This is a genomic window from Kitasatospora sp. NPDC006697 (assembly GCF_042869935.1).
In the GTDB taxonomy this organism is placed as follows: Bacteria; Actinomycetota; Actinomycetes; order Streptomycetales; family Streptomycetaceae; genus Kitasatospora.
The window spans coordinates 25499-44819 of record NZ_JBIAGU010000048.1; the positions used below are offsets into that span (position 1 = coordinate 25499).

Annotated in this window: 19 protein-coding genes; 18 read left to right on the forward strand and 1 reads right to left on the reverse strand. The window is 70.0% G+C overall.

The annotated features are described in order from the left end of the window. The first annotated feature begins 122 nt into the window (after positions 1–122). From ACFYNO_RS39175 to ACFYNO_RS39195, 5 genes are all read left to right on the forward strand, one after another. On the forward strand, positions 123–638 hold the full coding sequence (locus ACFYNO_RS39175) for a hypothetical protein (protein WP_388023000.1): 516 nt from the start codon (positions 123–125) through the stop codon (positions 636–638). Between the two features lie 23 nt (positions 639–661). After that, complete coding sequence (locus ACFYNO_RS39180) at positions 662–3100, forward strand: ATP/GTP-binding protein (protein ID WP_388023002.1); 2439 nt, start codon at positions 662–664, stop codon at positions 3098–3100. Further along, on the forward strand, positions 3097–4110 hold the full coding sequence (locus tag ACFYNO_RS39185) for a replication-relaxation family protein (RefSeq protein WP_388023005.1): 1014 nt from the start codon (positions 3097–3099) through the stop codon (positions 4108–4110). The genes ACFYNO_RS39180 and ACFYNO_RS39185 overlap by 4 nt, the downstream gene beginning before the upstream one ends. Positions 4111–4162: 52 nt before the next feature. Further along, positions 4163–5479, forward strand: coding sequence for a ParB N-terminal domain-containing protein (locus ACFYNO_RS39190; protein WP_388023007.1), 1317 nt, complete (start codon positions 4163–4165; stop codon positions 5477–5479). Between the two features lie 254 nt (positions 5480–5733). Next, positions 5734–6588, forward strand: a complete 855-nt coding sequence (locus tag ACFYNO_RS39195; RefSeq protein WP_388023010.1) for a hypothetical protein — start codon at positions 5734–5736, stop codon at positions 6586–6588. A gap of 7 nt (positions 6589–6595) precedes the next feature. On the opposite strand, the gene ACFYNO_RS39200 is transcribed toward ACFYNO_RS39195, so the two are convergent. Beyond that, positions 6596–6718, reverse strand: coding sequence for a hypothetical protein (locus tag ACFYNO_RS39200; protein WP_388023012.1), 123 nt, complete (start codon positions 6716–6718; stop codon positions 6596–6598). 29 nt (positions 6719–6747) lie between these two features. Between ACFYNO_RS39200 and ACFYNO_RS39205 the strand changes: the two genes are divergently transcribed. The 13 genes from ACFYNO_RS39205 (at position 6748) to ACFYNO_RS39265 (ending at position 19237) form a co-directional block, all read left to right on the forward strand. Next, positions 6748–7431 carry an NUDIX hydrolase gene (locus ACFYNO_RS39205; RefSeq protein WP_388023015.1) on the forward strand — a complete coding sequence of 228 codons (684 nt, stop codon included), beginning with the start codon at positions 6748–6750 and terminating at the stop codon, positions 7429–7431. Between the two features lie 189 nt (positions 7432–7620). Beyond that, complete coding sequence (locus tag ACFYNO_RS39210) at positions 7621–7989, forward strand: hypothetical protein (protein ID WP_388023017.1); 369 nt, start codon at positions 7621–7623, stop codon at positions 7987–7989. Further along, on the forward strand, positions 7989–10700 hold the full coding sequence (locus ACFYNO_RS39215) for a hypothetical protein (protein ID WP_388023020.1): 2712 nt from the start codon (positions 7989–7991) through the stop codon (positions 10698–10700). Before ACFYNO_RS39210 ends, ACFYNO_RS39215 begins: the two co-directional genes overlap by 1 nt. Next, on the forward strand, positions 10700–12952 hold the full coding sequence (locus tag ACFYNO_RS39220) for a hypothetical protein (RefSeq protein ID WP_388023023.1): 2253 nt from the start codon (positions 10700–10702) through the stop codon (positions 12950–12952). Before ACFYNO_RS39215 ends, ACFYNO_RS39220 begins: the two co-directional genes overlap by 1 nt. A gap of 37 nt (positions 12953–12989) precedes the next feature. Next, positions 12990–13454 (forward strand): hypothetical protein, encoded by a 465-nt coding sequence (locus ACFYNO_RS39225; RefSeq protein ID WP_388023025.1) that lies wholly within the window; start codon positions 12990–12992, stop codon positions 13452–13454. Positions 13455–13576: 122 nt separating this feature from the next. Beyond that, positions 13577–14143 carry a helix-turn-helix domain-containing protein gene (locus ACFYNO_RS39230; protein WP_388023027.1) on the forward strand — a complete coding sequence of 189 codons (567 nt, stop codon included), beginning with the start codon at positions 13577–13579 and terminating at the stop codon, positions 14141–14143. Continuing rightward, positions 14140–14562 (forward strand): hypothetical protein, encoded by a 423-nt coding sequence (locus tag ACFYNO_RS39235; RefSeq protein WP_388023030.1) that lies wholly within the window; start codon positions 14140–14142, stop codon positions 14560–14562. The genes ACFYNO_RS39230 and ACFYNO_RS39235 overlap by 4 nt, the downstream gene beginning before the upstream one ends. Before the next feature lie 327 nt (positions 14563–14889). Continuing rightward, positions 14890–15390 carry a hypothetical protein gene (locus ACFYNO_RS39240; protein ID WP_388023032.1) on the forward strand — a complete coding sequence of 167 codons (501 nt, stop codon included), beginning with the start codon at positions 14890–14892 and terminating at the stop codon, positions 15388–15390. Between the two features lie 211 nt (positions 15391–15601). Further along, entirely contained in the window at positions 15602–15874 is a 273-nt protein-coding gene (locus ACFYNO_RS39245; protein WP_388023035.1) for a hypothetical protein, read from the forward strand. Then, positions 15864–16259 (forward strand): hypothetical protein, encoded by a 396-nt coding sequence (locus ACFYNO_RS39250; RefSeq protein ID WP_388023037.1) that lies wholly within the window; start codon positions 15864–15866, stop codon positions 16257–16259. Before ACFYNO_RS39245 ends, ACFYNO_RS39250 begins: the two co-directional genes overlap by 11 nt. Continuing rightward, entirely contained in the window at positions 16256–17035 is a 780-nt protein-coding gene (locus ACFYNO_RS39255; RefSeq protein ID WP_388023040.1) for a hypothetical protein, read from the forward strand. The genes ACFYNO_RS39250 and ACFYNO_RS39255 overlap by 4 nt, the downstream gene beginning before the upstream one ends. Positions 17036–17304: 269 nt before the next feature. Further along, on the forward strand, positions 17305–18414 hold the full coding sequence (locus tag ACFYNO_RS39260; protein ID WP_388023042.1) for a hypothetical protein: 1110 nt from the start codon (positions 17305–17307) through the stop codon (positions 18412–18414). Positions 18415–18472: 58 nt separating this feature from the next. Then, the gene (locus ACFYNO_RS39265; protein ID WP_388023045.1) at positions 18473–19237 is read left to right on the forward strand and encodes a hypothetical protein; all 765 of its coding nucleotides are present in this window, start codon (positions 18473–18475) and stop codon (positions 19235–19237) included. The last annotated feature ends 84 nt before the right edge of the window (positions 19238–19321 follow it).

The window sequence follows — 19321 nt, forward strand, 5'->3', positions numbered from 1 at the left end:
CACACCCCTGGGCACTTTGGCACCTCTATGTGCATCCGCCGAACTCCGACCGATGCCACCTGGAGCCATCACATGCCCGAGCGCCCGAACGCCGCCCCGCTCAACAGCAAGGCCGTCCGCCGATGACGACCAACGATGTGATCGACGAGCTCATCTCCGGCGTCAGCAACCTGCCCGAACTCGCCCAGCGGGCCCAGGACTGGGCAGTGGGCAACCTGTGGTGGGTCGCCTCCTGCGCCCTCCTCTTCGCCATCGCCGTCAGTACGACGCAGCGGCTGATGAGCCGGTCGACGCTGAGGGACCGCACCGCGTTCGAGGTGCTCCCCACCAACGGCTTCGACCCGGTGCTGGAAGACGTTCTCCGCTTCGCGAAGCAGATCGCGCGGGCCCAGCGCAGCACGTCCCGCTGGGCGTTGCCGGCCCGCGGCACCGCGATGCGCGTGCGGCTGATGTCCGCTGGCGGCCCACTGACCCTTCGCGTCGAAGGACCCGCCCGCGCCACGACGGTGCTTCGCCACCAGGGCTACGCCCAGTGCGAGCTGCGCGCGGTCACCGGCCAGGAGAGCAAGCCCGAGCGCCCGAAGATCCGGCTCGGAGTCCACAACGACGGCAGCGGCGCCTCGGCCACCGCGGCCTGACCGCCCGCACGAAGGAAACAACCATGAGTAAGTCGTCCGATGCGCCCGTGAGCCTGTCGAAGAACACCCCGCCAGCCGCCGAGCGCCGACTCCACGTCGCGCGCGCCGAACTGGCCCTGGCGCTGCCGGACCACCTCGCCCTGCGGGACGTCCCCTTGAAGCCCGATCCGCTCGAGGCCCTGGCCGCCGCGGTCGCCGATGTCCGAGCCTCCCTCCAGGAGCGAGCCGACCTCGTCCTGGACCTGGTCCCCGTCGCCGCGGGCAAAGTCGCCCGCCGACGCAGCCGGCTCCTGGCCGCCGCGCGGCGCTCGCCGAACGACATGCCGTCCATCCCCGGCATGCCGCGCCAGGGCGGGGGCGGCTCCGGCTTCAGCCTCGACCGGCTGTCTTCGATCGGCTCGGAGATCGCCGCCGAGATGCGCGGCGCCCAAGCCCAGCGTCCTTCCGCGGGCAGCCGCCCCCGGGCGCAGCGCATGCTCAACGCGACCGACATGAAGGCCGCGATGGGCAAGTTCCACCCGGGCGTCGACCCGGTCTTCGACCTTCAGCTGCTCCTGCGCGCCTGCTCCACCGACCCACACCGGCCGCGCCTGCTGCTGGACCAGCTCCTCGCGGCTCTGGAGGGCTGGGCGGGCGACAACTACCTGCGGCCCGTCGGTCTGAACCTCGGCCTTACCCGGCTGCGCGCCGACTCGGTGTTCTACCGTCAGCACTTCGACCGGCGCTTCGAGACGGGGCTCTTCGCCCCGCGCCGACACGGTTGGGTGACCGGTGAGGAGATCGCCGGACTGCTGAAGCCGCCGACCAAGCACAACTCGGCGGCGAACGTGATGCGCTCCGGCGGTGTGGTCCCGCCGCCCCACCCGGGATTGCCCACGTGGACCGGCCAGCCCGACCTGCTGCCGCTCGGCTGGGTCTCCCGGCCCGGCGGCGGAGAGCGCCTGGCCGGCATCCCGCTGCGCTACCTGCTCTTCGCGCTGTTCCTCGGCAAAGCCGGTTACGGCAAGACGGAGATGAGCCTCGTCCAGGCCATCGCGTTGGCCCACAACGGGCACGGCATTTTGTTCCTGGATCCGCATGGGGACGGCTGGCAGCGGGCTCGACCGTACCTCGCGCACCGCGAACTCGCGCCGCGGATCTGGGAGATCGACCTGACCTCGCCCGACATGAACGCCATGGTCGCGTCCTGGAACCCGCTGTCGATGCAGAACCGAAAAGAGGAGGACATCCCCGACATCGTCCAGTACGTGGTCACCGGCTTCTCCAGCGCGCTGAACTGGAGCGACTCGGCAGGCCGTGCCAAGACGATCCTCACGCGGTCTGTCGAGTCGCTCGTGGAGCTGTCCCTGCTGCTCGCGAAGGCCGGCAAGCCCGAACTCGCACCCACGATCTTCCAGATCCGCACGATCCTCACGGACGAGGAGTGGCGGGATACGGTCGTCCCCTACCTGTCGAAGAACCTGAGGGACTTCTGGGAGAAGACCTACAAGAAGTACCCGGGCGAGGCGACGCCGGTCGTTACCAACATCATCGAGCGCCTCGACAGCAGCAACGCCGTGAAGGCGTTCCTCGGTTCGTCGCTGTCCACGTACGACATCCGTACCGCCATGGACGAGGGCAAGGTGGTCTTCATCTGCCCGTCCGGTACGGGCGACACGGACAGGATCGTGTCGTGCTTGTTGATCTACGACCTGTTCCGGGCCGGCCTTTCCCGCCGGGACATACCCGTGGCTGATCGGAAGGACTTCTACTGCTTCATCGACGAATTGACCGCCGTCGACGGCGCCTCGAAGGGCACGTTGGCAGCGATCGCGGAGCAGTTGAGGAAGTTCCGGGTCAAGTTGCTGGCGATGACGCAGATGGCGCAGCGTCTGACCCCGACGACCAGGCAAGGGTTGCTCCAGAACCTGTCGGTGCTCTCCACGACCGCCAGTGATATCGACGAGGCGCTGCTGGTGACCCGCCGCTGGGGCAAGAAGGTCGACCCGGACACCATCACCTCGCTGCGGCCGTACAACTACGTGATGTCGGTGACCCTCGCCGACGGCCGCACCGACCCGTTCCGGGTGCGGGGCGCCAGCGTCGAGGAGCTGTACGAGGACTACCACCGTCCCGACGATCTGCCGAAGCTGTCGGCGTCCGTCGACCAGAACCTGCACCGGCGCCCGGTCCGGGACATCCTCGACGACCTCCGCAGGCTCGACAACCGCATCAAGCGTGCGCTCGCCTCGATCGAGGTGCAGCCGGACGATGACGACGAGATGCCCCGCGACCAGGAGGGCGTCGCCGACAACGGGACCCCTGCCCAGGCCGAGGAGACGCCGGAGGGTGGACGGGTTCGGATCAGCAAGGACCCGGGCACCGTGATCAGCGGCTCCCATGACGAGGAACCGCCGTACGACGAGGAGGAGCCGCCGTACGACGAGGACGACGGACCGGCCGGCGGCTCGGTGGTCGTATGACCATGATCACCGATGCTCCTGCTCCGGGCGCGGAGCAGCGCGCGAGCTTCCACTCCGTCGGCACCCGGGTGCTCCATGTGCTGTACCAGCACCGGGTGATGTCCACCGATCAGCTGCAGCGGCTGCTGCTGCCGGCGGCGAGCGCCACCTACCTGCGCCGTCAGCTGCGCGGCCTCCTGGCGGCCGGCCTGGTCCAGCGCATCTGGGCCAGTCACCAGCCCCAGGCGGCCGGGCAGGGGGAGCGCAAGACGCGGCGTCCGACCAAGCCGCCGTACTTGTGGTTTCTGACCGAGGAGGGCGCGCAGTCCGTGGAGGACGGCGGGGAGCTCCACCCGCGGCCCTACCGGATCACGCCGGAGGCGGTCGCCGGTGCCCGGCAGTTGCACACCCTGGCGGTCAACGAGACGGGCATCGCCTTTGCGCGGCACGCGGCCCGGCTGGGGCATGAGTGCGGCCCGCTGGACTGGACACCGGAGGTCGCCCACCGGATCCGGGACGGGCAGCGCCGCTTCGAGGACGACCACGTCATCAGCGACGCCGTGTTGAGCTACGTACATGTGCGCCGGGGGCAGCGGGCGATGATGACGCTGTTCCTGGAGCTGGACCGGGCCACGATGACGGCCGCCCGGCTGGCGGCCAAGATCGCGGCGTATGGCCGGATGCACGAGTACGTGCCGCAGCACCCCGACCGGGCCCGCCGGTCGGCGGCTTCGACCAGGCCGGCGTGGCAGTACACCTACCCCGTCTTTCCCCGGCTCCTGGTGGTCCTGGACGGTAGACCCTCACCCACGCTCGCCTCCCGGCTCGCCGCGCGGACCGAAGACCTCTACACCCTGACCCGGGCGGATCCGCGGCTCTCGCGTCTGGCCGGCCGGCTGTCGATCGGCGTGACCACGCTGCAGCTCTTGCAGGAGCACGGCCCATTCGAGCCGATCTTCACGCCGCTCCTGCGCGGCACCCCCGAGCAGCGGCCTCCGCTGACCGACCTGTACCTCAAGACCGCTCAGTGAGCCGTCGCGGCCCGCACGGCCGCGCCGGCCACCGCACGAAGGAAACCAGCTCATGACCATCGCCACGGTGGAAGACGCTCCGCCCGAGGGCGGCAGCATGATCCAGCTGACCGAGATCCTGCACCGCAGCGCCAAGCTGAGGCAGCGCCGCTTCGAGATGCTGCCGATGCGCGGACCGGGCAGCCCGTTCACCGAACCCCAGGGGCGCAAGCCCGGCGACGTGACCGCCCCGGAGGAGCTGTCCGACCTCATCTCGTCGATGTCGGTCGTGGGCATGCTCGAACCGGTCCTCGCGGAGGAGATCACCGTCGTCGGCCGCGCCCCGACCATCCGCTTGGTCACCGGCGAGCGCCGCCTGCGGGCCATGCGCTGGGGTGCCCAGAACCTGCCGGACAACCCGCACTTCGCGGCGCTGGCCGCCGTCGTGTGCCCGGGCCCGCTCAGCGATGAAGAGCGGCATATGTGGAGGTTTGTGGAAAATTTCGCCCGCGAGCCGCTGCGCCCGGGCGAGCAGGCCGCTGCCCTGATGTACCAGCGGTGCGCCGTGCTGGTCGGGAAGCTGCTGCGGGCCGGCAAGCCTGTCCCGGGCAACGTCTACGCCATCACCGACAGCGTCGAGCGCTTCAAGGCCCTGGAGAAGATCCGTGGCACGGACCAGAGCTGCGCGGCACCCTGGACCGAGGTCCTCAGCCGCCTCGGCCTCCAGCTCACCGAGCGCAAGGCCACCGAACTCGTGCGCGCTTTCCGAGAGTTGCCCCGGGAACTGACTGAGGAGATGGACGAGGAGGCCGTCCGTCTCAACACCAGGATCAAGTTCGCGGCGCTGCGCCGCGGGCGCGAGGCCGCGGCGGCGGACATCTGGGCGGCGCTGAAGGGCAGCAGCCGACTGCACTTGCTGCCCAGTGCCGTCGACATCGGCCTGACGGCACCGGAGCTCGAGCCCGAGGAAGTGATCGAGGCCGCGGAGGAACGCCTGGAGCGGGCCAACGCCGGCCGCCGCCGCGCGCTCACCCGGGTCCCGGAGCCGCTCAGCCCCGCTGACGCGGAGACTGACACAGCGGACGAGGGCCAGCCGGAAAGCCAGGAGGCCACGGAGCCCGGCCAGGTCGAGCGTCCACCCGTCGCCGCCGTTCCCGCTCCCCCCGCGCAGGACACGCCACCGGTTCCCCCGCCAGCTCCTGCCGCGGACTCCCAGGTGGTCCGCAGCGCCCTCGACGGACTCCGCGGCCTGCTTGCCGAGGTCCGTGCGGGACGTGAAGTCCCCCGGTACGACCGCGGATCACTACGCCTGGCCCTCCGTGAGCTCGAGCAGCACCTGGCCAACGCGGCTAACCCCACCCCGATCCAAGAGAGCGAGACCGCCGCATGACCACCGTTTCCCTTCAGATGCCCCGGGTCGGCCAGCCGCTGCCCCTGCCCGGCCGCGGCTGCGACTGCCGTTCCTGCGCGTTCTGGGCCGGCCCGGACGGCCGGGGCGGCCCGGCAACCGTCGAGCCGCTCTGCTCGGGCAGCAACTCGGACTGCTCGTACTGTGGCTGCTCCCAAACCGAGGCCGGCTCGCCCGCCGGTGCGTGCGGTGGCTGCCCGATCCGCTGCGGATCACGCACGGACATCGCGCAGTGGATGGGCGATGTGGGCGGAACGCTCACCTTCGACGACATCACCATCGACGGCACCCTGCCCGAGCTTCCGGCCTTCATCCCGATGACCGACGGCTCGGCCGTCACCCAGCTGGACGCCAGCCTGCGCTGGCCCGCGTACGGAGTTGGCCTGCGCCGGGTCTTCTCCCCGGACACGCACTCGATCTACCCCCGCTTCGCCGGCAAGCAGGCCCGCGAGGTCCTCGCCCTGCGCGAGGACCAGAAGGCTGTCCTCGTCGGCTACGGAGAGGACCCGCTGGTCGAAGCGCTCTGGACATACCGCAAGCGGGACGGCCTGGTCGAAGAGATCGCCGCCCAGGGCTGGGACCTGGTGCTCGCCCCGAACTACTCGATCTACGGCAACTGGCCGCGGACCGAACACCTGCTCAACATGCGCCGGTGCCTTCTGATCGCCCAGGAGCTCACCGAGGCCGGTGTGCCCACCGTCCCGAACATCTACTGGTTCCGCTTGGAGGACCTGGAGCGTTACATCTCCTGGATCGAGGACGCGCCGCCGCCGGCGATCGCCGTCAACCTGCAGACCGTCAGGGAGAACTCGAATTGGGACACATGGGCGCTGCCTGGTCTCTACTGGCTGGCAGAGAACCTGCCGCCCGACATGCCGATCATCCTCACCGGCCTGTCGCGGATCGACAGGATCGCCCAGGTGGTCGCGCTCTTCGGCAACCGCCTGACCCTGGTCAGCCAGAATCCCCACCAGTACGCGCTGCACGGCGCGATCATGACCGCGAACGGCCGCGAGGACGTCCACGCCCGGCCCGGCGACGCCTTCGCCTCCACGGTCCAGTTCATGGCCTCGCTCCTGCCGCCCCGATGAGCGGCTGTCACACGAAGGCCCCGCCCGGCACCTCTATCTGCCGACCCCGCACCAGGGCCTCCAGCACCCGCCCTCGTTCGGACACCCGCCACCACTCGCCGGCCGCGAGCGGACCTGTACGCCCGGCCACCAGCGCCTCCACCCGAAGGGACACCGACGATGAACAAGTACGACGCTCTCAGGGCCGCCCGGCCCGAATGGTTCGAGAACACGCCCGGCGGAATCGACATCGAGACCTCCCCCGACGCGGTTGCCCGCGCCGGAGGCGTCATCTACCAGGACACCAGGCGGATCGTGCTCTGCGACGCCGTGACCTTCCCCGACGGCAAGCCCGGCACCTACCTGCGCACGATGAGCGCCTCCCCTCAGCCCGGCGCCGCCGTCCTCCCGATACTCCCCGACGGGAAGCTCGTACTCGTCGAGCACTTCCGCCACGCCACCCGGTCCTGGCATCTGGAAGCTCCCCGCGGGTTCGGCGCAGCGGGCCTGGCCTCGGCCGACACCGCAGCCAAGGAACTGGGAGAAGAGATCGGAGCGCACGCCCCCGAGTTGCTGGCCCTCGGCCGGATACACCCCGACACCGGCGCTCTGGGCGACGAGGTCCGCCTCTTCGCCGCGCTGATCGCTTCGGTCGGTGCACTCGCCACCTCCGAAGGCATCCGCACGGCACTCACCGTGACGTTCGAGGAGGCGGAAGGGATGGTCCGCGACGGCCAGATCACCGACGGCATGACCATCGCCCTGTTGTACCGGGCCCGGCTGCATGGCCTGGCCTCCCCCGCTGCTCGGCCGAACGCCGCCTCGAAGGCCACCGGTCGGCACAGGGCGGTGGCCGGCGTGTGATCGACCGCGCCCCGCCCGCTCCCGGAACCGCCCGCTGACCGACCTGATTGGCGGGCGGTCGCGCTTCCTGCGACGGGCGGAGATTTCTCCCCGGGTCTCGGTCACACGGAGGCCGGGTTCGACACCTCTATCCGTCGAACCCGAAAAAGGAGGGCTTCCGCCATGCCGACACCCCCCGCGCCACAGCCGATGAGCACTGCACCCGACGCCGAGACCACCTGGAAGCTGTGGATCCTGATGGTCTGGCACCCCGCCCTGGGGATGCCCGTCGACCCCGTCGCCGTCCTCGCGCTGGACACCGCCGAAGACGCCGAGCCGGCGCAGCACGTCGTCTGGGTGCCCCTGGTCTACGACGAGGCCAACCCCTGGCGCGAGCGCCTGGCCGAGGGAGTCTCGCCCGAGCGGATCGCCCGGTGGGAGACCGAGGCGGGCGCGTGCCAGATCGCGCCGGCCGACCTGCCCGAGGGTGCCCTGGACCTGCGGCACGCCGCTGATCTCCTCCTAGACGAGCTCCTCGGCGAGGTCATCCCCGCACTGCCTCCGCGGACCGGTGCGTGATGGGCACCAACTCCAAGAGCTCCCACTCCTCCTACGCCATCGCGCCGGCCGGCGCTCCGGAGACGGCAGAGGGAGTCGAGGGCGTCGACCTGGCCGCCGCACCGACGGAGCCCGAGCTCAGCGACGGTCTCGTCAAGGCGACGACCGACCTGATGGTGGCCATGGACAACCTGGACGCCCTCGCCGTCGGCAACGGCGTGGCGACCGGCAACTACCCGGAGCTGCCCGACGACCCGGTCGAGCGGTACGAAATCTTCGCCGACCAGATCAAGGCCGCTCGGGAGGCCATCGAGCAGCTGAAGGAGGAGGGCGCCTCCGAGGAGGAAGTCAAGGCGCAGCTCGACGCCCTGCGCGCGCAGTCCCTGGCCTACCTCACCGGGCTCGACCCGGAAGAGCTGCAGCAGATCGCCGCCGCCAAGGGCTTCGAGCACCCTGCCCTGGTCGGCCTGTCCGGGAAGAGCCAGCACCCCCTCGTCCACTGGCTCGACCCCTACTACAACGACGACATCCCCTCCAAGCAGAAGATCCAGGCCGCCGCGCAGAAGCGGTACGAGCAGCTCGCGGCCGGACAGACGGTCGGCGGGATGACCCTGGCCGACCTCCAGCAGATCGAGGGCACCAGCGGCGCCCCCGACGCGCCGGCCGGAACGTGGGCCGCGACGCCGGACCAGTTCAACGCCGCGGTGGACACGTGGACCCAGGCGAGCCACGAGGCGGCCCACGCCAAGGGCGTGCTGGACAGCGACAAGCTGAAGAACCTCCTCGACGCGGAGAAGCAGGTCCTGACCGCTCACTCGCCCGACACCCCCGACCTGGAGACGCAGAAGAACCAGATCCAGGTGTGGACCGGCGACCCCCTTGCGGTTGCCAAGATCAACCAGTCGACCGTGATGCCGCTGGTTCAGGAGGCTGTGGCTTCGGGGGAGATGTCCCTGACCGAAGCTCAGCACCTCAAGCCGGTCGAGCTCGTCGGGCTGCTGCGCACCGGGACGCCCGAGGCTGAGAAGGAGGCGCTCAAGGCGACCGCTCAGGCGCGGAAGGACCAGCTCAAGGCGCTCGACAACGCCCTGGATGTCCATCAGGGCGGCAAGCAGGACATCCACACCGAGCTGACCCTGCCTGACCTGGCCGGGAGTCCCGAGGCCGCAGCCCAGGTCGCCTCCTGGGCGAAGAGCACCGGCGAGCTGCACACGCTGCAGCAGGAGGCGCAGGGGTGGATCCATGAGACCCTGCAGTCTCCCGTCGACATCGGCTTCGCCAACCCCGCACTCCTCAACACCCACCAGGTCGACCCGAAGGCGCTGACCACCGAGTTCAACGCCTGGGCGAAGAACCAGAAGGTCGGTGATCTGCGCGCGGTCGCCGGCGAACTGGGGATGCCGGACCCGGGCAAGGCCAACCGTGCCCAGCTCCAGGGCTACATCGCCGCCAGCTTCAACCCCGCGCTGGACAAGGACGCGATCAACGCGAAGGTCCAGGCGGTGGAGGCCAAGAAGCAGGCGGCCGCGGCCGCCAAGGCCGCGGCCCCGCTCGCCTCCGACGAGGCGGTCAACGCCCTCAAGAGCAAGCTCGCGAGCACCACGGGCACCACGTCCGCCCCGCCTGCGGGACCCGTGGGCACTGGTGGTCTGACCCAGGAGAGCAAGGTCGAGGCCGCGATCAAAATGGGCGCCAGCCCCGTGCAGGCGCAGAAGCTGGCCCAGGCCGCCACGGCGGGACCGACGAAGCCGATCCCGAAGGCCCCGAAGAAGCCGGCCGCTCCGGGATCGTTCAACGGCAAGGTCCAGGCGCTGATCGCCGGCCTCCAGCAGGTCAAGGCCACCGCTCAGGACGTGCCGGCCCGGATCGACTCGGATGTCGTCGGCTCGTGGAGTTTCGGCGCCGGGACGCCCGCCAACCTCGGCGGCACCTACAGCAAGACCCTCCACTCCGCGCCGGACGGCAGCCCCTGGCTGTTCAAGGCCGACCACAACGGCGGAGTGATCGCCCACTCGGAGGCGGCCGCCTCCCACGCCCTCTCGGCGGGAGGCGTTCCCGCCGTCCCGGTGTACGTCAAGGAAGTCGACGGCAAGCTCGGCAGTGTCCAGCCGATGCTCAAGGGCGCCACCCACTTCGCCTCCGACCCGCACAAGTGGTCGCAGTCGGACGTCGACTCGATCGTGCGCTCCCACGTTGGCTCATGGATCATCGGCGACCACGACGGCCACCAGGCCAACGTGCTGCGGACCGCCTCAGGCGGCCTGGTGCAGATCGACCGAGGGCAGGCGTTCAAGCACTGGGGCAGCGACAAGCTCTCCCTCGGCTACGCCCCCTCCGGCGGCGGGTCGTACGACCCGGTCCACCAGAAGCTCTACTCCGCAGCGCTCAGCGGCGGCCTGGCCGACGGCGTCAAGGTGAACCACGCCGTCGTGCAGCCGGTGATCAAAAATTTCGAGGCGATCCCGGACAGCCAGTGGCGCTCCATGCTGCACTCCACCGCGTACGAGGGCGCGAAGGCCGGCAGCGGCGTGCACTGGGTGCCCGCGATGCGCAAGCAGGCCGCCAAGAAGCACGGCATCTCGGCCGCGAAGGTCAGTACCGAGCAGATCGCCGAGGCGTTCCTCGACCACGCCGTCGAGCGCAAGCAGAACCTCCGCAAGGCGTTCGCGGAGTTCTTCGTCAAGGACCTGAAGATGCCGCAGGCGGCGTCGCTGAAGCACGGAGCTGAGTGATGGGCACCAATTCGAAGAGCAGCCACGAGTCCTACGCCGTCTCCCCGACTGTTTCGACCGAGGCGCCCCCGGCGCCGCCGAATCTGGCGGCAGCCGGTCCTGAGCCGGTGAGCGAGATCGACCCGGCGCTGCTGGCGTCGATGCTGATGCCCGACTTCACCGGCGAGGTGCCGCTCACCGAGCAGGGCGGTGTGTGGACCACCGACGGTGAGCCCGTGCTCGGCGGGCAGGCGGGCGGTGAGATGGGGCCGGCAGCGGAGCCCGAGGAGCAGCCGGAGGCCGCGGGCGGCCCCGCGGACGAGGCCGGTGAGCACGAGGCGCTTCCCGAGCCGGCCGAGGAAGAGGGCACTGCCCTCGCTCCCGCCGCCGAAGAGGACGCCGAAGGCGCGGCCGGAGCAGGCCTCGCGTTCGAGGAGGAGGCCGAGGACGAGCCGGAGGAGGAGCCGGAGGACGTCGATCCGCCGCTGACGCCCGTTCCGGACGCTCCGGTGGCCGGCGCGGCCCTTGGCACGCCGATCCTGGTCGGAGGCGAAGATTTCCTCAACTCGCAGGCTGTGCTGGCCTCTTACCTCTCCCCCGACGGCCCCCGCGAGGTGCTGCTCGCGCACGTCAGTGAGGAGGCCGAGGGCAAGCTGCTCGATGCGCTGAGCGTGTCGGGGACCAAGATGGTCGACGTCCAGGTAGAGGAGGAGACCAAGGAGCGGCTGGCGCTGGACAAGAAGGCGAAGCTCGCCGAGCTGGTGACCGCGGCGACGACCTCGGTGCAGCACAAGCTCAAGGGCGGCGGACCGATGTCCGAGGCGTCGATCCAGAAGCATCAGAAGGCATTGGACGCGGTGAACGCGGTCCTTGCCTCGCCGGACCTGACGGACGACGAGAAGGCCATGGCCCAGCACTACCTGGACCAGGTCAACACCGTCGGCGAGAAGATCCAGAACGGCGGTGCGCCGATGGCGCACTTCGATCCGCACGAGCTGCCGGTCACCAAGATGGTGACCAAGCAGATACCGGCGCCGGCGGACGACCCGGAGCCGGGAACGCTCACCGCGCAGCTGCGCGACGCCAGCCGCATCAAGGCCTCGCTCGACGAGCAGAGCGGTGAGTCGTCCTGGGACGGGAAGAGCCGCAGCAAGGCGAACGGGAAGGAGTACGCGATCGACCTGGGCGACGGCTGGAGCGCGGTGTACCGGCCGTACGCGGCCAACGACCCGACGAGCACCGAGTTCTCGATGCGCGGCCAGCTCGAGGTCCACGCCCCGGTCGGCGCCGGCCACGGCAAGCAGCTCGTCGACCGGCTGGAGCAGCTGCACCTGGTCAACGCCCCGATGACGGCCGCCGAAGGCGAATGGACCTACCTGTCCAACAATGTGACCGCGCAGAGCCTGGGGAACGCTCCCGGGATGAAGGCGGCCTTCGAGGAGGCCAAGGGGCTGGAGGACCTGCAGGTCCAGGAGATCGTGCACCAGCGCGCCGAGTCGCTGATCGGTCTGGGCGAGGACGAGCTCCACTACCAGGTCAAACGCATCCAGCTGGAAGCCGCGCAGAAGGTCCTGCCGAAGAAGGTGAAGGTGCTCCGCGAGGCCGTCGCCAAGGCGACCGGCTTCGACAGCGGGGACGCGCTGGCGGCCAGCGCCGGGTACGACCCTGTGCCGGCGACGTCCGGCGGCTGGCTGACGTGGTCCCGGTTCGACGTCACGGGCAAGACCGCGCAGATCAAGGAGGCGTACAAGGGCCGGTCACTGACGCACAGCATCGGCAAGGGCGACATGGTCGCCCTGTTCGGCACCGGGGTGCTGGCCTCCACGGAGAAACGCGCGGTCATGGGCATCGGCGGCAACCTCGGCATGTCCGAGCAGCAGGACAAGTACACCGGCGGAGCGAACTCCGTCTTCCTCCGCGTCTCGAACACCCCGGCGTCGGGTTACGGCGGCCAGTTGATCTGGGACGACCCCTCCGTCCTGATGCGCCGGTCCGACTACTACGCCTACAACGGCGACAAGTACGGGGTCAGCCCGGACAAGAAGAAGGCTTCGGGCCTGACCCGGGACCCTCTGAAGATCGCCACGCACGACGCGTCCAACAACGAGATCATGTTCCGCGACGGCATCGACCTGCTCGGTGCGGAAGCGCCCAGCCGGATCGTCTGCCACTACGCGCACCAGCGCACGGCGCTGCTGGAGTCGTTCAAGGCCCGCGGCATCACCCACCTCGGCGGCAAGCCCGTCGAGGACGTCGTCAAGAGCAACCACTGAGGCCACCGGCCCAGCCGTCCACAAGGAGAATGTCCGCATGAGCACTACCTGGCAGACCCGGCTCGCTGACCTCATCGCCGGCCGTCACAGCAGCAGCGGGGATCCCGTCGATGCCGGCGCCCAGCTGAGGGTGTTCGACGACGAGGGCACCGAGGTGTTCCTGCAGGCCCTCGCCCGTCACCACCGCGTCGACGAGGACGACCCGCAGTTGATATGGATACGGCCGCTGGTCGGCGGAGCGGAGTCCGCGGAACTCGGCTACCTGTTCAACCTCAGTGCGACCCGGCGCCGGGGGCTGAGCTGGACGCAGGCCCGGCTGGAGGAGAACGGTGACGTCGTCCTGCTCCTGCGGTCCGGTGAGACCGCGATCGTGCAGCCGGCCGAAGGCGACCTCCTGGCCGAGCTGCAGCGCTGGGACCGCTTCACCGACCGGCTCACCCGCGAGGAGGAAGCACAGCTCGACGCCCTGGACTCCGACTCGTGGCACGGGCAGTTCTCGTGACCGCGGCCACGGCATCCGGTCGGCCCGGAGCGTCTTGGCATGATGGTGTCGCCGCCGGCAGCTCGCCGGCGGCGCTCCGCCGGCGCCCGGGCCGGCGCCGAAGGAACGGAGGAGGTACCGGCATGCGGACCACACGACGCGGCGTCAGCAGTTTCGACGGCCAGCGCCTGGCGCAGGCCCGAGGCCGGCGGGCATGGACCCCGAGCGAGCTGGCCTCCAAGGCCGCCGTCACCGTGACAGTCCTGAACCAGTACGAGGCCGAGGAGCGCCTGCCGGATCCGGGCACGCTCTCACGCCTGGCCGCAGCCCTCGAGTGCCAGGTCACCGACCTGTGCCGGCCGACCGTCGTGACACTGCGGGAGCTGCGCGAGCGCTCGGGCGCCAGCCAGCCGGAGGCGGCCGCGGCCGCGGGGCACAAGCGCAGCACGTACGCGATGCTCGAGCAGGGACGCACCAAGACTCTGGCGCCGCAGGCGGCCGAGGGTCTCGCCGCGCTCTTCGGGGTGGAACGCGACGTCGTGGAGGCCGCCCACGCCGCCTCGGTGGCCGGGCAAGCGTCTCGGCCGGCGCCTCTCGTCCTGGAGGGCGCTCTCCTGGAGGGCCTGGCGGGCCACTTCGGGATGGCCCCCGAGGACCTGCTCCACCTGGCGCAGCGCCTGGCGGCCGGCGAGGGTGGTGAGGCCCGATGACCTACCACCGTGGGCACCCGCTGACCGTCGCCCGGCACGAGGCCCTGCTCAGCCGGCTCCCTGCTGGCGAGGCCCACCTGCCGGCGGACACGCGTTGGCTCCGGGGGCGCGCCGAGCTGTTCCGCCAGGCGGCGGAGCGGCCGTTCGCCCTCACCTTCGACACCGCCTGGTACGCCGAGGTCACCGGCCTGACCTTCCACCCCCACTACGTCGCCCAGGTCTACCGGGGAGAGCCCAGCGCACGCCTGGAGACGCCGCTGATGGTGATGAACCTGAACATGGTGCCGACGAGGGGGGACGCCGACCGGGCGCTCGCCCACGAGTGCATGCATTTGCGGGTTCCCTCCTACGGGCACAAGCAAGAAGCGTTCGCCTGTGCGCAGGAGATCTTGGACCGGGTCGGCTCGCTCGCCGCGTAGCCGGCGCGGCAACCCAGCGCTCGGTGACCTCCGGCCCTCGGAGGCCACCGAGCGCGTCCCGACTACTGGCGTGCGGACCCGACACCAGGGAGGCCACCGGAAAACGCAGCCAGATATTGCTTAAGTCAATGAGTGTGTGTAGAGTCATTGTTGTGAGGACGGGAGAACGCCTCACAGCGAAGACCATTCCGTAGGAGCCGCCTTGTGCGGCTCGCCCCTCCGCCACTCCCCCCGGGCGGCGGGGCCACGAGGCCCGGACCAGGCCACCCCCTCCCGGCCGGTCCGGGCCTCGCCACCCCCTTCCGTGATCCCCGTCGAGGAGACGACATGCCCGGAACCATCAGCCCCGATCTGGACGCGATAGAAGACGCCGCCCTCCTGGCCGCCACCGCCCGCGCGACCGGCTCGGAAAGCGGCATCCCGTCCGGCTCGGAGCCCACGATCCTGGACTCGGACTCCGAGCTGGACGGCGTAGCCGCACTGCTCCGCCACCGGCTCGGGCTGAGCGACAGCATCCGGCTGAGCGTGTACGAGGACGCCAACCACCCGCTGTTCCCCGGCGCGCAGCACTACCGCGCGGCCCGCGTCCAGCTCTCGCACGGCCGACGGCGCTACTTCTTCATCGCCGCCTACGAAGCCGGGACCGCCCGGCTGGCCTTCAGCGTGATCGCGCCGTGCTACGCCTGCCTCTCCCCGGTCCCCTCCGTCACGATCGACTCCCTGGCGGACTTCGGCGACTTCCTCATGGACTCCCGGGACCAGCGTGAGGCCCCGCAGTTCCGCTCCTCGCCCGTCCACCGCGCCCACTGCCCGGTGCGCGGCGACTGACCGACTCGCCCCAGCGCCGCCCCGGCGCCCCAGTACGTCCCAGGTGCCCCCGGCTCTTCGAGTCGGGGGCACCCTGCATGAACGGCGCGTCGCGCCCCCTACGCCGGCGAATCCCATCTGGTGCGGAACCCGACCGGACCGCGAACGCCGCCCCTGCCACGTCGCGGCCACGGGCCGACGACACCCGCCTCCACAAGAAGCGAGAGCAGCAGTGACCCCCTCTACCCCTGCCATCGTCGTCGTGCACGCGAAGGCGGCCCGGACCGCCCTCTACGACCTCACCCTTACCCTCGCCCTCCCCGAGGGTTCGAGCACCGACCCCGCGGCGATCCGCCGCTACATCGAAGACCTCCAGCCGGGCGTCCTCTCCGCCGCGTGCACCGACACCACGCTGGACCGGGTCACCGATGTCGTGCTGGTCGACGTGCTCGGCATCGAGCCGTCGAACCACGGCGGCGACGTGGGAGTCCGCGATGACCGCTGACTCCCACGGCCCCTTCGGCCTCGTGCTTCTCGACCCCAAGGCCCGCACCGTCGCACCGTCGGACGACGGGTTCCGCGAACGGCTAGCCGACTGGCTGCTGTTCATGGTCCCGATGTTCATCTCCGAGCAGCGGAACGCAACCGCCGAGGAGATCGACCGAGCCCGCTCCGACGCCCTGGAGCAGATCGCCTCCCACGGCGACGACCTCCAGTTCGGAGGCCGGCACCAGGGTTCGTCCCGGACCGCCCTGGCCAAGGCCTTCGCCGTCCTGGCCCGCGCCGAGGGAGGCGTCACCGCGCTCGGCGTGCACGCCTGTACCGCCCCGCACCCCTTCTGCCCCGGCGAGCGAGCCACAACCCCCGACCTTTGCGAGACGATGAAATGACCATCGCGCTGGAAACTGCCACTCCGAAAAAGACGAAGCCCGCCGAGAAAAGGCTCCTCACGCAGAATTCCCAGCTACGCAAGGAGGGTATTTTCAACTGGACGCTACCGGCTTTCGTGATCAAACTCCCCGACGGCAAGAATTTCAACGTGTGCAGCCAGGCCGGCGCGTGTGCATCTCTTTGCTATGCGCGAGTCGGGGCCTACAGGTTCAAGAATGTTCGCGCCGCGCACATTCGCAATCTTCTCTTGTGCCGTGACTCTCCCCAGGAGTGGGAGGACCGCATGTCGAAGGAGCTGACACATGCCCGCTACCAGGGAAAATGGGTTCGCTTGCACGATTCTGGAGATTTCTTCTCAGACGAATACGTGCTGGCTTGGATGCGCATTATGAGGGGAGCTCCGGGCGTTCGATTCTATTGCTACACCAAGGAGATTTCCCGATTCCGGCGACTGGTCGAGAACGACGCCCCGGACAATTTCCTCTGGTGCTACAGTCTCGGTGGGCGCGAGGATCACCTCATCGACCTCAAGAACGAGAGGCACGCCGACGTCTTTCCCGACGTGGAGGCGCTCATCGCCGCCGGATACTCCGACCAGACCGAGTCGGACCTCCTGTCGGTACTCAGCGACTCGCCCCTCGTCGGAATTCCAGCCAATCGGATTCCGCATCTGCTCAAACTCCAGGGCTCGGACACGTTCTCCAGCCGCCAGCGGGCCCTGGACGCGAAGAAGAACCGCCGCGCGACCGAGAAGGCGTACCGCCTGGCGTCGTGACCGGATGCCCGGCACCGATAGGGGCGGGCCCAGCACTCAGCTGGGCCCGCCCTCACGGCGTTCCGCACGGGGACACGCCATCCCATCACATTGCGGAAGTCTATGAGTTTGGGTAATCTCCCTAGCGAGGTCGCTCCCTGCGGCACTCGGCCAGCACACAAGAGCGGCCGGCAGTCGGACTCGCCGGCCGTGACCACAGACAGAGCCCGGTCGCCCCCCTTGGGCGGCCCGGCACTACCGCCGGCCCAGCTGGCCCCGATGGAGCGATCATGATTCCCGCAGGTTACGAGCGTAAGCACACCAACTTCGACCGGATGGCGGAGCGTTACAACGTAGATCGGACGTCCGCCTTCAAGTGGGCCAAGGAGGACGGCTTCCCCAAGTTCCTCTTCACGGCCGGCCAGGGAGAACAGCAGATCTACGACGAGGACGAGGTCGACGCCTGGCTGCGCGAGCACCACTTCGGCACGTGGGTGCAGTCGCAGCAGGGTAAGAAGAACCCGTTCGACCTGCCCAAGGGCGGCCCTCGTGACCTCCTGACGCTGCGCCGCATCGGCGAGCTCGAGGGCCGAGTCCTGAACCGGGACGCCACTCCGGTCACCACCCTGCGCACCTACCTGTCCAAGAAGATCCTGCCGCCGGCCGACCGCATCCCCGACGACGGCGGCCAGCCGACGGTCACCGAGCCGATGTGGTTCCGCGAGACCGCCTACGCCTACATCACCCGGCCGCGGCGCACGCGCCGGACAACGGCGCGCACGGAGGAAGCCGGCCAGCAGCCGGCCGCGCCGAAGCCGCGCGCCGAAGCCGGTGACCTGCTCGACCTGGACCTGCCGGCCGGCGCGGACACCGACCTGTTCACCCTGCAGGAGATCGGAGAACTCGACGGCGAGGCCCGCGGGCGAGGCAGGGCGACCACCGTCGGCACCATGAAGAACTACCTGTCGCAGAAGCTGCTGGCGCCGGCCGACCGGACGCCGGACGACGGGCAGGAGCCGGCCGTCGACGAGCGCAAGTGGTACCGCTCGACCGCCTACACCTTCATCCGCCGCCCCGGTCGGCTGGGAGCAGCCGCGAGTGGACCCCGCATGGATGCCGAGGCTCCGGGGCCACTGCGGGACGATCTGAAGCTGCCGGCCGGCGCGGACACCGACCTGTTCACCCTGCAGGAAATCGGCAAGCTCGACGGGAAGGTCCGCGGGCGGGGCAAGGCCACCACCGTGACGTCGATGCGGACGTACCTGTACAGCGGGCTGCTGGCGCCGGCCGACCGGACGCCGGACGACGGGCAGGAGCCGGCCGTCGACGAGCCCAAGTGGTACCGCTCGACCGCCTACACCTTCATCCGCCGCCCCGGCAAGCTCGGCGGAGCCCGCTGATGACAAGCACCACGCCGGCCTCCACCGTCGGCACCCGGCACGACAGGACGGTGAAGTGATGAGCACCAGCAAGCCCCCTGCGGCGCGGCTGACCCGCGCGAGGATCGCGGAGACCTACGGCGAGGGCGAGCGGACGGTCGACGCCTGGGTGCGGCTGCTGAACTTCCCCGCCCCCCTCGCCGATGGGAAGTGGGACGCAGAGCAGGTCGACGCCTGGGTCAAGACCAGCCGGCCGCAGTCCTGGCCCGGCCGGACCGTTGCGTCCGCGGCGGACACCCCTGCGGCCGCGCCGGCGGAGCCCGCCGCCGCGTCCGCGGCAGAGGATGCCTCCGACGAGAACGAGCTGCTGGGGAAGTCCGGCCTGGCGCTGCGGTACAAGGTCACCGAGACGACCGTGGACACCTGGACCAAGGTCGAGGGCTTTCCCGCCGAGGCGGACCCCGGCCGGTGGCGCTCCCACGAGGTCGACACCTGGGTGGAAGAGCACCGGTCGCACGTCTGGGCGGAGTTCAAGGGCAAGGGGCCCAAGGTCGTCATCCCACCTCCGGAGGGCAACCCGAAGGACCTCTACGACATCAGCGGCTACGCGATGATCCTCGGCAACGCCACCCGGGGCAAGCCGCTGCCCCGGAAGACGGCACAGAACTACAAGCGGCAAGGCCACCTGGAGCCACCGGACCGGACCCCGGGAGACCGGAAGCGGCCCGAGGTGTTCGAGGACATGTGGTACCTGGAGACGATCACCGGGCACGTGTTCTCGCGCAGGGGGCAGGGACGGGTGCGTGCCGGCCGGACGCGGCGCACGAACCGGAAGAAGAGCTGACCGGCTGGACTGCGGGTCATGGAAACGGGGTGTGGCCCCCAGGGATTTTTCCCTGGGGGCCACACCCCGTTTCGCAGCTCAGCT

Bases quoted from the DNA above. Each gene is read 5' to 3' on its own strand.
- ACFYNO_RS39175 (WP_388023000.1), top strand. From the start codon at position 123: ATGACGACCAACGATGTGATCGACGAGCTCATCTCCGGCGTCAGCAAC.
- ACFYNO_RS39180 (WP_388023002.1), top strand. From the start codon at position 662: ATGAGTAAGTCGTCCGATGCGCCCGTGAGCCTGTCGAAGAACACCCCG.
- ACFYNO_RS39185 (WP_388023005.1), top strand. From the start codon at position 3,097: ATGACCATGATCACCGATGCTCCTGCTCCGGGCGCGGAGCAGCGCGCG.
- ACFYNO_RS39190 (WP_388023007.1), top strand. From the start codon at position 4,163: ATGACCATCGCCACGGTGGAAGACGCTCCGCCCGAGGGCGGCAGCATG.
- ACFYNO_RS39195 (WP_388023010.1), top strand. From the start codon at position 5,734: ATGGGCGATGTGGGCGGAACGCTCACCTTCGACGACATCACCATCGAC.
- ACFYNO_RS39205 (WP_388023015.1), top strand. From the start codon at position 6,748: ATGAACAAGTACGACGCTCTCAGGGCCGCCCGGCCCGAATGGTTCGAG.
- ACFYNO_RS39210 (WP_388023017.1), top strand. From the start codon at position 7,621: ATGAGCACTGCACCCGACGCCGAGACCACCTGGAAGCTGTGGATCCTG.
- ACFYNO_RS39215 (WP_388023020.1), top strand. From the start codon at position 7,989: ATGGGCACCAACTCCAAGAGCTCCCACTCCTCCTACGCCATCGCGCCG.
- ACFYNO_RS39220 (WP_388023023.1), top strand. From the start codon at position 10,700: ATGGGCACCAATTCGAAGAGCAGCCACGAGTCCTACGCCGTCTCCCCG.
- ACFYNO_RS39225 (WP_388023025.1), top strand. From the start codon at position 12,990: ATGAGCACTACCTGGCAGACCCGGCTCGCTGACCTCATCGCCGGCCGT.
- ACFYNO_RS39230 (WP_388023027.1), top strand. From the start codon at position 13,577: ATGCGGACCACACGACGCGGCGTCAGCAGTTTCGACGGCCAGCGCCTG.
- ACFYNO_RS39235 (WP_388023030.1), top strand. From the start codon at position 14,140: ATGACCTACCACCGTGGGCACCCGCTGACCGTCGCCCGGCACGAGGCC.
- ACFYNO_RS39240 (WP_388023032.1), top strand. From the start codon at position 14,890: ATGCCCGGAACCATCAGCCCCGATCTGGACGCGATAGAAGACGCCGCC.
- ACFYNO_RS39250 (WP_388023037.1), top strand. From the start codon at position 15,864: ATGACCGCTGACTCCCACGGCCCCTTCGGCCTCGTGCTTCTCGACCCC.
- ACFYNO_RS39255 (WP_388023040.1), top strand. From the start codon at position 16,256: ATGACCATCGCGCTGGAAACTGCCACTCCGAAAAAGACGAAGCCCGCC.
- ACFYNO_RS39260 (WP_388023042.1), top strand. From the start codon at position 17,305: ATGATTCCCGCAGGTTACGAGCGTAAGCACACCAACTTCGACCGGATG.
- ACFYNO_RS39265 (WP_388023045.1), top strand. From the start codon at position 18,473: ATGAGCACCAGCAAGCCCCCTGCGGCGCGGCTGACCCGCGCGAGGATC.